At 41.3% G+C, this 13987-nt stretch carries 13 protein-coding genes; 10 read left to right on the top strand and 3 right to left on the bottom strand.

Annotated features, from left to right (window positions below):
* Positions 1-42: 42 nt before the first annotated feature.
* Together C1A07_RS03345 and C1A07_RS03340 are read left to right on the top strand one after the other, a co-directional pair.
* The gene (locus tag C1A07_RS03345) at positions 43-564 is read left to right on the top strand and encodes a sigma-70 family RNA polymerase sigma factor (protein ID WP_101875857.1); all 522 of its coding nucleotides are present in this window, start codon (positions 43-45) and stop codon (positions 562-564) included.
* Positions 530-1420, top strand: coding sequence for an RsiV family protein (locus tag C1A07_RS03340; protein ID WP_101875856.1), 891 nt, complete (start codon positions 530-532; stop codon positions 1418-1420). The genes C1A07_RS03345 and C1A07_RS03340 overlap by 35 nt, the downstream gene beginning before the upstream one ends.
* A gap of 110 nt (positions 1421-1530) precedes the next feature.
* On the opposite strand, the gene C1A07_RS03335 is transcribed toward C1A07_RS03340, so the two are convergent.
* Positions 1531-2562, bottom strand: a complete 1032-nt coding sequence (locus C1A07_RS03335; protein WP_101875855.1) for an ABC transporter substrate-binding protein — start codon at positions 2560-2562, stop codon at positions 1531-1533.
* Between the two features lie 149 nt (positions 2563-2711).
* Here C1A07_RS03335 and C1A07_RS03330 point away from each other — a divergent pair, with 149 nt between their 5' ends.
* From C1A07_RS03330 to C1A07_RS03320, 3 genes are all read left to right on the top strand, one after another.
* The gene (locus tag C1A07_RS03330; protein ID WP_101875854.1) at positions 2712-3311 is read left to right on the top strand and encodes a GTP pyrophosphokinase; all 600 of its coding nucleotides are present in this window, start codon (positions 2712-2714) and stop codon (positions 3309-3311) included.
* Between the two features lie 62 nt (positions 3312-3373).
* Positions 3374-4186: a Cof-type HAD-IIB family hydrolase gene (locus C1A07_RS03325; protein ID WP_101875853.1), complete on the top strand. Its 813-nt coding sequence runs from the start codon at positions 3374-3376 to the stop codon at positions 4184-4186.
* A 116-nt stretch (positions 4187-4302) separates the two neighbouring features.
* Complete coding sequence (locus C1A07_RS03320; RefSeq protein WP_101875852.1) at positions 4303-4605, top strand: YerC/YecD family TrpR-related protein; 303 nt, start codon at positions 4303-4305, stop codon at positions 4603-4605.
* 16 nt (positions 4606-4621) lie between these two features.
* Here the strand turns inward: C1A07_RS03320 and C1A07_RS03315 are convergent, their stop codons facing one another.
* The gene (locus C1A07_RS03315) at positions 4622-5209 is read right to left on the bottom strand and encodes a DUF1836 domain-containing protein (RefSeq protein WP_101875851.1); all 588 of its coding nucleotides are present in this window, start codon (positions 5207-5209) and stop codon (positions 4622-4624) included.
* Between the two features lie 63 nt (positions 5210-5272).
* Positions 5273-5884, bottom strand: a complete 612-nt coding sequence (locus C1A07_RS03310; RefSeq protein ID WP_101875850.1) for a TetR/AcrR family transcriptional regulator — start codon at positions 5882-5884, stop codon at positions 5273-5275.
* A 141-nt stretch (positions 5885-6025) separates the two neighbouring features.
* On the opposite strand from C1A07_RS03310, the gene C1A07_RS03305 reads away from it, so the two are divergent.
* The 5 genes from C1A07_RS03305 to C1A07_RS03285 all read left to right on the top strand — a co-directional run bounded on the left by C1A07_RS03305 (position 6026) and on the right by C1A07_RS03285 (position 13935).
* Positions 6026-8137, top strand: a complete 2112-nt coding sequence (locus C1A07_RS03305; RefSeq protein ID WP_101875849.1) for an efflux RND transporter permease subunit — start codon at positions 6026-6028, stop codon at positions 8135-8137.
* Between the two features lie 2 nt (positions 8138-8139).
* Positions 8140-10164, top strand: a complete 2025-nt coding sequence (locus tag C1A07_RS03300) for a hypothetical protein (RefSeq protein ID WP_101875848.1) — start codon at positions 8140-8142, stop codon at positions 10162-10164.
* Between the two features lie 15 nt (positions 10165-10179).
* Positions 10180-11154 (top strand): hypothetical protein, encoded by a 975-nt coding sequence (locus tag C1A07_RS03295; RefSeq protein ID WP_101878017.1) that lies wholly within the window; start codon positions 10180-10182, stop codon positions 11152-11154.
* Positions 11155-11232: 78 nt separating this feature from the next.
* Complete coding sequence (gene pcrA / locus C1A07_RS03290) at positions 11233-13518, top strand: DNA helicase PcrA (protein WP_101875847.1); 2286 nt, start codon at positions 11233-11235, stop codon at positions 13516-13518.
* A gap of 96 nt (positions 13519-13614) precedes the next feature.
* Positions 13615-13935, top strand: a complete 321-nt coding sequence (locus C1A07_RS03285) for a DUF4366 domain-containing protein (RefSeq protein WP_101875846.1) — start codon at positions 13615-13617, stop codon at positions 13933-13935.
* The last annotated feature ends 52 nt before the right edge of the window (positions 13936-13987 follow it).

Below are 13987 nucleotides of genomic sequence, written 5' to 3'. Positions count from 1 at the left end.
TTGTTCTGTAAACATCTAACACTATGAAAGGAGGCAATAGATATGGTTCAGACAGATAATGAGACAGCGATTAAAGAAATGCTGGTAAAGAATTACCAAAAGTATTACAAAATTGCCTATAGTTATGTTTATCAGGAGGCGGACGCACTAGATATAATACAGGAAAGCGCTTATAAAGCAATGCTGAAAAGTGAGCTTTTGAAAAGTTTGGAATATGCGGATACATGGATATGCAAAATTGTTATGAACGAGGCGTTACAGTTTTTGAGGAAAAAGAAAAAAGAATATGTAGGCCTGGACCAGACGGAGCAGGAGGCTGTGTGGCAGGAAGAAAATGATATAGACTTACAGAGGGCTCTGGGGCTTTTGTCAGAGGAAGAAAAAAACATTGTGATTATGAAGTATTTTGAGGAACAGAGAATATCTGATATTGCTCAGGTTATGGAGATGAAGCCGTCTACTGTAAAAACAAAGCTATACAGGGCCCTGGAAAAGCTGAAAAAACATTTAATGATAGGAGGAGAACAGTATGAAGTCTTTGGAGGACATGAAAAAAGAATATGATAATATTAAAATTCCAGATAATTTGCTGGCAGTAATAGAAGAGGGAACAAAGAGAGCGGAAAAGGAGAAAAAAAGTATGAAGATGAAAAAGACATTTCAGAAATTTGCAATCGGCGCAGCGGCTGCGGCAGCAGTATGCGTGATTTTACCTAATACAAATGCATCTATTGCATATGCAATGGGAGATATTCCGGTTATTGGAAATATTATAAAAATAGTAACATTCCGTGACTATCAGGTAAATGAAGAAAGATTTCAGGCTGATGTAAAAGTACCGGAGGTAGTAGTGGAGAACCAGACAGACGGGAACAACGAGCAGCTGGATAAAAGTGTAAAGGAAATTAATTTTGATATTCAGAAGACTACAGATGAATTAATTCAGGAGTTTGAAAAAGAAATGAATCAGTATGAACAGGGATATCAGGACCTGAACATTTCCAGCCAGGTAATCTGCGATACCGACAAATGGTTTTCATTAAAGCTGTCATTATACCAGGGAGCCGGAAGCGGATACCAGAGGCAGAAATACTATACTGTAGATAAAACTACAGGGAAAAGAGTGCAGCTGAAGGATTTGTTTAAAGGAGATGCAGATTATAAGACGGCGATCAGCAATGATATTAAACGCCAGATGCAGCAGCAGATGGATCAGGATGAAAACGTAGTTTACTGGCTGAATGATCCGGATATGAACGACGGAAACTTTACCAGCATAGCCGGCGATCAGGAATTCTATATAAATGAAAATGGCAATCTAGTGATTTCCTTTGATGAGTATGAAGTAGCCCCAGGATATATGGGAGCTGTAGAATTTGTAATAGATTCCGCAGCCATTGAAAATATTTTGGCTAAGTAAATTAGCAGGCGTTAAAAACTGCAGCCTGCTGCAGAAGCTGACAGAAACAAAATAACTGTTTTCTGGGCCTTTGCAGCAGGTTTATTTATTTTCATGAGCATTACTATTTTTTATTTCACAGCCTTCTCGGAAAATTCTGTAGTAACCAGCTGATCGTAGGGAACCCGGTCATTTAATTCTCCTGCTTCCTCCAGAATATTTTGAAGGAGATCAAAGCTTTCTTCCTGGAAAATAGTGTCGTTTTTCCACGTATCCTGGGACTTATATCTTTCTACAATGGCGGCAATGGTCTCTTCATCTGTTTCCGGAAACTGAGGTTTTATAACCTTGGCGATTTCCTTGGCGGAATGGGAATTTACATATTCCAGGCCTTTTTGAATAGCATTTGTAAAGCCCTGAATTACCTGCGGGTTATTCTCTATAAAGCTTTTCTGAGCAGAGTAGGCAGTGTAGGGAACATAACCGGAGTCTACTCCCAGGGAAGCCACTACAAATCCATTGCCCTCCAGCTCCAGACCTGTTGCAAATGGCTCAAATTCAATAGTATAATCAGCATCGCTGCTGGTAAAGGCTGCCGCTGTCAGACCGAAATCAATGTTCTGGTCAATAGTAAGATCTGATTTAGGATCAATGTTGTTTTTCTTTAAAATATACTCAAAAATCATCTGAGGCATCCCGCCGGCTCTTCCGCCTAAAACCTTAGTTCCTTTTAAATCCTGCCAGGAAAAATCCGGCTGTTTACTGCGGCTGACAAGAAAATTGCCGGCTCTTTGGGTCAGCTGGGCAAAGTTTACTGCAAAATCTGAGGAGCCCTCCTGATATACATAGATGCTGGCTTCAGATCCCATAAAGCCAATATCAGCGTCCCCGGAAATCAGAGCAGTCATTACTTTATCCGCTCCCGCCCCGTTTACTAAATTCAGATTAATACCCTCTTCTTCAAAATATCCCAGCTCAATCGCAGCGTACTGAGGGGCATAGAAAATGGAATGAGCCACTTCGCTGAGGGTGACAGAGGTCAGACCGTTTTTGTCAGAGGCGTTATTCTTTTGGCAGCCTGCCAATCCGGCAGGCACCAGAAGAAGGGAGAGAGTAAGGAGTCCTGAAGCAATACGGGACCATGTACAATTATTTTTTTTCATAAATTTCTCCTTTTATTTTCTGCATATTATATTGTATTAAAAGTATAGAAAATGGTGAGATAGAACTTTAAGAAAACTATAGATTTTGGTCACAGTTCGGACACAATCAAAAGGTAGAATAGAAAAAGAACGGAAAAAAGGAGAAGGCCGTGAAACAGAATCTAACAGAAGAGGAATACAGAAAGCTGATTCTCCCTTATGAGGAATGTTTGGACAATGTGGAAAGAAGAATAGAGATTCTTAACAATGATTATAAGCTGACGTGGAACAGGGAGCCAGTACACCATATTCAGAAAAGGATTAAGTCCAGACAAAGTATAGAGGAAAAGATAGTAAAAAAGGGGGGAGAGGCGACTATAGAGGATATCCAGAATTTATTAAGGGATATTGCAGGAATCAGAGTAATCTGTTATGACAAGGATGAAATAGGAAATTTGGCAAATCAGCTGAAAAAACAGAAGGATTTAGTGATTATTAAGGAAAGAGATTATATCAGCGAACCTAAGTCTAATGGCTACAGAAGCTATCATTTGGTGGTAGGAGTGCCCTTTTACCGGGTGGAGGAAATGGAGTATTTTCCGGTGGAGATTCAGATGAGAACTATGGCTATGGATATGTGGGCCAGCCTGGAGCACAGGAATTGTTATAAGAAAAAAGACGAGGAAAAAAAGGCCTGGGAGAAAAAGTTTCTGAAATATGCTAAAATGCTGAATCAAATAGAAGAGGAGATTGCATTTTCATCTGATTAATTGTAAACTATAGGAAAATATTTCTGTAGAAAAACCTGATTGGGCTATGGAGGATAGATGCAATGGATTATCAGATAATTGTACTGGATTTAGACGGCACGCTGACAAATAAGGATAAAATCATTACCCCAAAAACAAAAGAAGCTTTGATGAAGGCTCAGAAAATGGGGAAAAAGGTGGTGCTGGCCTCCGGACGTCCTACCAAGGGAGTTTCCGGTTTAATGGAAGAGCTGGAGCTCAGTAAATACGGCGGTTATATATTGTCCTATAACGGAGGGATGATTATAAACTCTTCTACTGGAGAGTGCGTGTTTTCCAGACTGCTGCTTGAGGAGGCCAATAAGAAAATTATTGGACTGGCCAGAGAGCACAGGGTTGACATTCTCACCTATCAGGGGAAAGAGATTATTGTGAATAATAAAGAATGTCCGTATGCAATTTTAGAATCTAAAATTAATGGAATGGAGCTTAAAGAGGTTCCGTTTATAGAGAATTATGTGGATTTTCCCGTACCTAAATTTATTATGATGGACGATGGAGATTACCTGGCTTTAGTGGAGCCTAGAGTTAAGGCTGCCCTTGGAAAAAATTTCAGCGTATATCGGTCAGAGCCCTTTTTCCTGGAGGTGCTGCCAAAGGGCATTGACAAGGCTCAGTCGCTGGCCCGGCTTTTGGAAATAATCGGGCTTACAAAGGAGCAGATGATTGCCTGCGGGGACGGATATAATGATTTATCTATGATTCAATACGCCGGTTTAGGCGTTGCTATGGCCAATGGGGTGCTGCCTGTGAGAAATGCAGCTGATTACATAACATTATCCAACAATGAAGATGGAATTGCCCATGTAGTAGAAAAGTTTATGTGCTGCACATAAGTGCCGGCAGACAGGCACTAAGTGCTCATAACAATAAAAAATGATGGACTTCATAACTTTAGTATGTTAAAATTCAAGATAGGGACAAAAAGCAACAGACAAAGGGGATTTTCACAATGAATAAAAAGATTAAGACAGAAGCTGTGGACCACTTGTTCCAGGCAATTTTAGCTTTAAAGGATTTAAATGAATGCTATACATTTTTTGAAGATGTTTGTACTGTAAATGAGCTACAGTCTCTTTCACAAAGGTACGAAGTGGCAAAGATGCTTAGGGAAGAGAAAACATATCTGGAGATAGCGGCTAAAACAGGGGCTTCCACAGCAACTATCAGCAGAGTAAATCGTTCTCTGAATTACGGAAACGACGGGTATGACATGATTTTTCAAAGATTAAAAGAAATGGAAGAAGATGAGTGAAAGGAATAGCTGAGCGCTATTCCTTTTTTAATTCATCAATGATTTTTTCTATCATCTGTTTCTTTAAATATACGTCGAACGCCAACTCGCTGATAAAGGAAAAAAGCTGAAGATAATCTCTGTTTTCCTGGTCGGCATCCTGAAAGGTATTCATGGCCTTTTCAAATTTTTGACAAACATCTTCCTTTAAATAAGCTCTCTGTTCCTGCTCCATGGAAAATACTTCTTTATAAATATCCGCCAGCTGAGGGGAGGAGGATTTATTGAAATATTTTTCTGTAATAGGGCGGAACAGCTGTTCAATATCAGTAATAGAAAGCAGATTTTTGTAATAGTAAATAAATATTAAAAGTAAAATGTGTTCTCTTGTATACTTTTTCTTTTCGGGAGGGGGAAGCAGATTATTCTTAGCATAATTATTAATCATGGTTTTTGTTAAAATCTTATCTTCTCCCGTACGTTTACACGGACCTAGATTGCTGTCCATAAAGGTCGTAACCTGATCCATATATAAGGGGATATTAGGAATATCTTCCGGCGTAACATAAGCTAACCGCTCCAGCCGGTCCAGGATATCCTGCAGTCGTTCATCATTTGTTTTCATTTTTTCACCTCTTACCTTATTATATAGTATTAAAAACTAGATGACAAGAGGAAAATTTTTTTGTCACTGAGTTTTTCCAATATCCAGGGAGGTTATGTACTGACAGGCGGTAAATACCTGATTGCATATAAAATCTGAAAGCTGATCTAAGGTAATAGACGGCGAATCAGAGCAGAACCATTCTTTATAGGAGGAGGCAATCTGAGCCATAATTACATTTAGATAAAACTGGAAGGTATTATAGTCAAGTGGCAAACGTTTAGAAAACATTTCATAAAAATATTCTTTTGTTCTTTCATTTATTTTAGTAAAAATTTCCGCGTCAATCCCGGAGCGGATCAGGATTCTGTATATATGTTCCTGGTCCTTCAGCCGTTTGGAAATGCTGGTGAAAAAGTGTCTGGGAGTTGTCATTTCTTCCAAAAAATCTTCTTCTTTTAACATGTCAAAAACTGATTCAGATAACTCGTCTTCAATATCCGCCAATACTTCCTGAAGACTGGAGTAGTGATTATAAAAGGTTTTTCTGTTAATGTCAGCATTTTCAGCTAACTGGCTGATGGAGATGTTGGAAAGCGGCTGTTCTGCCAGCATCAACAGAAGGGCATTTTTTATGGAATCCATTGTTTTCCGGCAGCGCCGGTCCTGCTTTTTTTTCTCAATAGTCTGGTTCATGTAACATATTCTCCTTTTTTGTGCAATAAGTAACATTTGTTGAAAAATTTGCCCATTGTATTTCTCTGCTGCTTTTTATATTATAATATACAAAAGTATAAAAATCAACAAGTGAGTAATAAAATACCTTGGGAGGGCATCATGGGAAACAAAAAAAATGCAGTTGACAGATTAATAGATATTGTTGTCAACCAGAGAAAGAGGATTGAGAAATTCTTTCTTGTGGGCGTTATTTTTTCAGCCGTGCTCAGTCTTTTGGTAGAAACAAATTATGATTTGACAGAGTATCTTCCAGACTGGGCGCCAGTAGAGCAGGGAATTCAGGTAATGGAAGAACATTTTGGATACCCTGGAAGCGCCAGACTGATGATTGACGACGTTACAGTATATCAGGCGAAGGATTATAAAAAACAGATAGAGAAAATTGACGGAGTAGATACAGTCAGCTGGATGGACAGCACTGTTTCTATTTATGAATCAGAGGCTTTTCTGGCAGAACAGGACATAGAAGATTATTATAAAGACGGCCATGCAGTTATGGACATTTTGTTTGACGAGGGAGATTCCAGTTTAAGAACATATGACGCCATTGACAGTATCAGACAGCTTTTAGGGGAGAAGGGGCACTTGTCAGGCCCTGCTTTAGATAATAAAACGCTGGAAGACAGTCTTTCAGGAGAAATGCCTAAAATTATGGCCTTTGCTGTGGTGGCAATTTTGCTGATTCTTACCCTTACTACTACTTCCTGGTTTGAGCCCTTTTTATTTTTAACAACCATGGGGATTGCGATTGTGCTGAATATGGGCAGCAATCTGATTTTTGGCAGTATATCATTTTTGTCAGCCAGCGTGTCAGCTGTGCTTCAGCTGGCTGTGGCAATGGATTACTCAATTTTTTTGTTACATACGTTTATTAAGAAAAAGGAGGAGGGGCTGGGGGTAGAAGAAGCTATGAAGGAAGCCCTCCACATTGCCGTGCCCTCTATTTTGGCCAGCGGAGTAACTACAATTATTGGATTTGTAGCTTTGGCGCTGATGAAATTTACTATTGGTAAAGATATGGGATTTGTGCTGGCAAAGGGAATTATATGGAGCATACTTACGGTTTTGCTTTTAATGCCAGCCTTAATTCTTCGCTTTCATAAGCTGATAGAAAAAACGCAGCATAAACCATTTTTTCCGTCCACAGGGAAATTTTCTCAGCTGCTGTTTAAAATTCGTCACGTAGTGGCAGTGATTGCTTTAATTATTTTAATTCCCTGCTATACAGCCCAGAATATGAATGACTTTCTGTATGGAACAGCTTCTATGGGTTCAGGGGAGGGGACGAAAAGCTACGAGGATAATCTGCTGACAAATGAAATATTTGGAGAAAGCAATATGGCGGTAGTCATTGTTCCAAATAAAAGTATTGTTACAGAGGGAAAATTGGCTGATAAGTTAGAAGAGCTTCCCTTTGTGAAAAGCGTAACCTCATTAGCCGGCACATTGCCTCCTGGAATACCAGAAGATTTTTTGCCTGAAAATCTTACCTCTCAGCTTCATGAGGGGGGCTATGCCAGACTGGTGGTGATTGTAAAAAGCGACTCAGAAAGCGATTATGCATATAGCTGTATGGAGCAGATTAAGGCAATTACCAGGGAATATTATCCAGATGAAAGCTATTATGTAGGTACTACTCCTGCAACTCAGGATATGGAACAGATTATTACTGAGGATTATGGAATTGTAAATGGGATTTCTATATTGGGAGTAGCCCTTGTAATTCTTGTGAGCTTTTCCTCAGTTTCAGCTGTGATTGCTGTGATGATTCCTATTGAACTGGCGATTTTTATTAATATGGCCCTTCCATATTTATATGGTCAGCAGATGGTATTTTTAGGATATTTAATGGTCAGCAGTATGCAGCTGGGCGCTACGGTGGATTACTCTATTTTAATGACAAATACTTATGTATCAGTGAGGGCTGAGGAGCCGGACAAGAAGAAAGCGGCTTTAAAGGCTATGTCACAGTGTATCATGTCTATTTTAACATCAGGAACTGTGCTGGCTGTAGCCGGATATGGAGTTTATCACCTGTCCTCAGTGGCGGCCATAGCCACATTGGGACAGTTAATTGGAAGAGGAGGCATTTTTGGAATGACCCTGGTGCTTACCCTTCTGCCTTGGCTGCTGTGCGTATTTGACAAGGGAATTATGAATGGACAGAGGAAAAAGGCAGCGAGAAAAAGGAAGGAGAAGAAAGGAGTCTGACTATGAGAAGAGGAAGAAAATTGACATCACAGGCAGCGGCATTTTTGCTGGCCGCAGTAATGGCGGCTCCATGTATGACATTTCCGGCTTATGCCAAAGAACAGGAGACAGAGGTGCCTGTGACAGTGGATGAGACGGCTTATATTTTACTGAATTATGATGGAAGCGTAAAAGATACCAGTATTGTAAAGGCCTGCGATTTAAATGGAAATATGCAGTTTAGGGATTTTGGTTATTACAGCAGTATAAAAAATATGACTACTGACGACCAGCCTACGGCAGAAAACGGTCAGGTGCAGTGGAACTTTGACCAGACGCCGCCCAGAAGATTTTACTATGAGGTAAAGCCGGAGGGGACGTTTTTAAATGTGCCGTGGAATGTAAAGGTTAGTTATAAACTGAACGGAGTGCCTACGGCTCCGGAAAATCTGGCCGGCGCTTCCGGGCTGGTTGCTGTGGACGTAGATGTGATTCCCAATCCGGGGGCTGACCCTTATTTTAAAAATAATTTTATATTAACAGCAGCAATGATCTCTGATACAGAGAAGGATTTAAGCTTTTCTGCCCCGGGAGCCCAGTTTCAGACAGGAGGATCTTATCAGGCCGGAGTATTTGCAGCTCTTCCAGGGAAGGAAGAACATTTTCACTATGAAATCGGCACGGAAAGCTTTGAAAATACAGGGGTAATTTTCGCCATGATGCCTGTTACCTTAAATCAGCTGGATAGCCTGGCTGATATTAGGGAGCACAAGGAGAATTTGGAGGCGGCTGCAAATGCTACAGATGAGATTTTAGATGATATGCTGGAAATGATGGGAGATATGTCCCAGGATACAAAGACAACGATTGCAGGCTTAGATCAGTTAAATAAGGCCAGGGAGGAAATACACAGCTTCCGGGGAGAGACAGACAGGGATATGGAGGAAATGAAGGCTTCTCTTCAAAGACTGGAGGCCACAATGAATGAATTTGCTGCAGTGACCGGAGATACGAAACTGTCGGAGGCAGTGAAAAAGCTGGGCAACGGCTTGGAGGATATTTCAGGGGCGGCAGACAGTATTACCGGAAAACTGGAAACTATGGTGGACGCCATGGAAGGGATAGAGGATATAGTAAACGATATAGGAGACATGACGGACATAGAGGGAAAAGAGCAGCTGATTGAACAGCTGAGACAGCAGCTGAAACAACTGGAAGGTTCCCTTGGAGACGAGGGTCTTGACGGAATGATGGCCCAGCTGGAAACATGGATTCAAATGCTGGAGAACATGGGGCTGGTAGACGGAAATTTAATCCCTGATCTGGCCACCAGCTCAGAGGCAGACCTTCCGATTTTAGACCTGGACACAGTTGAACAGTACGCAGGAATTTTAGAGGATATGGCTGATTCTATGATTTATGAAATTAAGCGAATGACAAACTCTGTTTCCAGAATTGTGGATAAGGGGGAGGATTTAGTAGATGGACTGGATGTAATTGCAGACGGCACTTACGATATTTCGGACCAGCTGGACAGCATTTTAAAAACAACGTCTGATACTTTAATTGATACCTCCAACACATTGGGAAATATGCGTACTATGTTAGATACTATGGACCGTATGCTGGACGCTTGTTCTGAAGATTTAAATTCCGGCACGAAAACTACTTTGGACGGGGTTACAGGAATGTTAAAGCAGCTGACAAAAACCTTAGATAAATCAGAAGAATTAAAGGAAAATAAAAATATTATTTCTGATGTAATCAGGGATGAGTGGCATAGAATGGATGAAGATTTTCAGCTGCTGGACATTGACACTCAGGCTGAAAAAATATCGTTTACGTCCATAAGAAATCCAGAGCCAAGAAGTCTGCAGATTATAATGAGAACAAAGGAGATTTCTCTGGATGATAAGGATACAGATGGGGCAGAAGGCTTGGCCGCAGCTTCCTCAGCAGCCTTAGAACAGGGCAGACCCGATACATTTTGGGGAAGATTAATGGCTATATTTGACGCAATTCTAAATTTCTTAAAAGGAATTTTTTAGAGGAGGTGGCAGTTCATGGATTGTAAATTAAAACATTTAAAAAATGTGTGGAAAAAAGCGGCAGTAAGCCTGATTTTCTGTGTGACGGCAGCCACAACAGTCTGGGGTTCCAACGGAAAAATATCTAAAATTCAGCTGCACGTTGCAGACCAGGCGGAGGAAGGAACAACCAGCCGTCCCCTAAATGTATTTGCGCCGGAGAACGCTGTATATGAAGTAACAGATGTAATTTATGAGGACGATTCTGTTTATGAGGATGAAAATGAAAATCTTCAGATAGATGAAACAGAATACAGACTTGGAGATTATATTAGATTCCGCATTGTGCTGTCACCTGCAAAGGACGGCAGATATTTTAATGAAAACAGAGATGACAGAAGTTTTACAATTACCACAGATTTTTCAGAAACCACAGTTCTTAATTCTGACGTCAATGAGGACGGTCAGCTGGTTGTGAGAGTAAAGTACGGTCCTGTAGTTTACAGATTGCAGACTCCTGAAAATGTAGCTTTCAGCCAGGCTGACAGCAAAATTCTTACATGGAATGAGGTGCCGGAGGCCAGTGGCTATGAGGTGCAGCTGATGAAAGGGGATCAGGTAATTAAAACCATTACTACAGGGAGAGTTGCCAGCTGCAATATAGGGGGAGCTGGCACAGAAGGTATAGACGGAAGCTGCTATGCCAGGGTGAAAGCCGTACCTGTAGGCACAGCCCAAAAAAGGTATTTATATGAAAGCGGCTACGGAGTTACCTCCACTGCAATAGACGGCTCTTCTCTGGGAACGCAGGGGCAGTGGGTAAACGACCAGGGCACATGGAGATACCGCCTGCCGGACAACAGATATTACAGGGACGGATGGCTGGAGGTGGATGGCAGCTGGTATTATTTTGATAAAACTACGGCGGCTATGCAGACAGGGTGGATTTACACGGAAGATGGAAAATGGTATTTTCTGGAGGAAAGTGGCAGATGGAATCCGGATGCGTAGGCTGAAATTATGTGTTGTCAAGGAGAAGGAGGTTTAGTATAATATTCATTAAACCAATTACATAGTGAGGTAACATAAATGAGTATATACGATTCTCTGAATCAAAGCCAGAAGGAAGCGGTCTTTAAAACAGAAGGACCGCTTCTTGTGCTGGCAGGAGCAGGATCTGGAAAAACCAGGGTTCTCACCCATAGGGTAGCGTACCTGATCGAGGAAAAAGGGGTAAATCCGTGGAATATTATGGCCATTACTTTTACAAATAAAGCGGCGGGAGAAATGAGAGAGCGTGTGGACAAGCTGGTGTCTTTTGGGGCGGAAAGCATTTGGGTCAGCACCTTCCACTCTTCCTGCGTGCGTATTCTGCGCAGACATATTGAAAGCCTGGGATATTCCACAAATTTTACTATTTACGATACAGATGACCAAAGAACGCTGATGAAGCAGGTATTTAAAACCCTGGACATAGATCCAAAGCTTTATAAAGAGCGGGTGATTTTAGGACAGATTTCATCTGCCAAGGATCTTCTGATTTCTCCTGCTCAATTTGAGCTGGAAGCAGGAGGCGATTTCCGTCAGAAAAAAATTGCAGCCATTTATAAAGAGTATCAAGATCAGCTGAAGAAAAACAATGCTTTGGATTTTGATGATTTAATTGTAAAAACCGTGGAATTATTGGAGAATAATCAGGATGTCAAGGAGTATTATCAGGAACGGTTCCGGTATGTGATGGTAGACGAATACCAGGACACAAACTATGCTCAGTTTCGTTTGGTAAGCCTGCTGGCCGGAAAATACAAAAATCTTTGCGTAGTGGGAGACGACGACCAGTCTATTTACAAATTCAGAGGGGCTGATATAGAAAATATTTTGAATTTTGAAAAGCTGTTTCCAGGAGCAGAGGTGATTAAGCTGGAGCAGAATTATCGCTCTACTCAAAATATTCTAAATGCAGCCAATGAAGTAATCCGCCACAACAGAGGAAGAAAAGATAAGACCTTGTGGACCGCCAATGAAGAAGGAGATCTGGTGCGTTTTCGGCAGTACGACCAGGCCGGGGAGGAAGCAGAGGCTATTGCCAGAGATATAAGCGCCAGAGGGGGAGAGTACAGGGAGACGGCAGTGCTGTACAGGACTAACGCTCAATCCCGTCTTTTGGAGGAAGAATGCATTGCCTGCAACATCCCTTATCGTATGGTGGGGGGAGTAAACTTTTATCAGAGAAAAGAAATTAAAGATATTCTGGCTTACTTAAAAACCATTGCCAACGGTCAGGACGATTTATCTGTATTAAGAGTCATTAACGTGCCTAAAAGGGGAATTGGGGCTACGTCTGTAGGAAAGGTGGCCGCCTTTGCCTCAGAGCACGGTTTAAGTATGTATCAGGCGTTTTCCAGAGTAAAAGCAGTTCCGTCTATAGGAAAGGCGGCTGACAAGATTCAAGGCTTTGTAGATTTAATAGAAGGTTTCCGTTCTCGTATGGAAGAGGACGACACTTACACAATCAAGGCATTAATTGAGGATGTGATGGAGTTTACAGGATATAAAAAGGAATTAGAGGCAGAGGGGGAGATCGAGGCCCAGACGCGTTTAGAAAATATTGAAGAATTAATTAATAAAGCTGTCAGCTATACAAATGAAAGCCAAGATCCTTCTTTAGGAGAGTTTCTGGAGGAGGTAGCTCTTGTTGCAGATGTAGACAGAATGGATGATTCAGAGGAAAGAGTTACATTGATGACTTTGCACAGCGCAAAGGGACTGGAATTTAATTATGTTTATTTAAGCGGTATGGAGGACGGCCTGTTTCCAAGTATGATGGCCATTATGTCAGATGACAAGGAGGCGGTGGAGGAGGAGCGCAGACTTTGCTATGTGGGAATCACCAGAGCTAAAAAACAGCTTATGATGACAGGGGCCAGACAGAGAATGGTAAACGGTGAAACAAGATACAGTAAGGTCAGCAGGTTTATTGAAGAAATCCCGGAGACACTTTTAGACGTGGAAAAGCTGGAACCAAGGCTTTCAAGAAGCAGCGGCGGCGAAGGGGGAAATTGGTCTAATTCTAATTCCTGGTCAGCGGGAAAGGCTGCCTCCGGCGGCTTTGGAGTAAAGTCCAGCGCTTACGCCTCGAAAACTTCCTCCTTTTCTTCCGGGGCAGCTCCTGGATTTGGAAAGACCTTTACTGTTTCTAAGCCTGCAGCTTTGGATTATAAAGAGGGAGACAGGGTGCGCCACATAAAGTTTGGCGAAGGCACGGTAAAGAAAATTCAGGATGGAGCCAAGGACTTTGAGGTGACTGTAGAATTTGACACAGCCGGCGTCAAGAAGATGTTTGCTTCTTTTGCAAAATTAAAAAAACTGACATAATTCAGGAAAAATTAAATAAAATAAGATAGTAAAAGCTATACATTTATGATATACTATCAGTAAATGTTAATCCGCTAAAGAAAGGATGTGCAGTTTATGAACAGGTTTGATATGATGGGAAGAGAAGCACTTAACAGATTTGATAACATGGGAAAAGAGGCGATGAGTAAGGTGGAAGAGATCGTAAATTCAACAAAGCTGAATGAATTTTTACGCCGCAAGGATGAAGAAGAAAAAAAGAAAAATTGTATTTTATGGATATTGGCAATTATCGGCGTAGTAGCAGCTGTAGCAGCCATTGCCTATGGAGTTTACCGTTTCTTTACTCCAGACTATCTGGAAGATTTTGAAGACGATTTCGATGATGATTTCGACGACGATTTTTTCGATGACGAGGACGATAAAGACGAGAAGTAATGATTAAAAGGTTAAGCGCTGATTAAGCAAAAGGGGTCGTTGTGGTTTCCTG

The organism is Lachnoclostridium edouardi (genome assembly GCF_900240245.1).
Lineage (GTDB): Bacteria > Bacillota > Clostridia > Lachnospirales > Lachnospiraceae > Lachnoclostridium_A > Lachnoclostridium_A edouardi.
The sequence above is the reverse complement of the archived record's forward strand: the minus strand, read 5'-3'. Positions and strand labels throughout refer to the sequence as shown.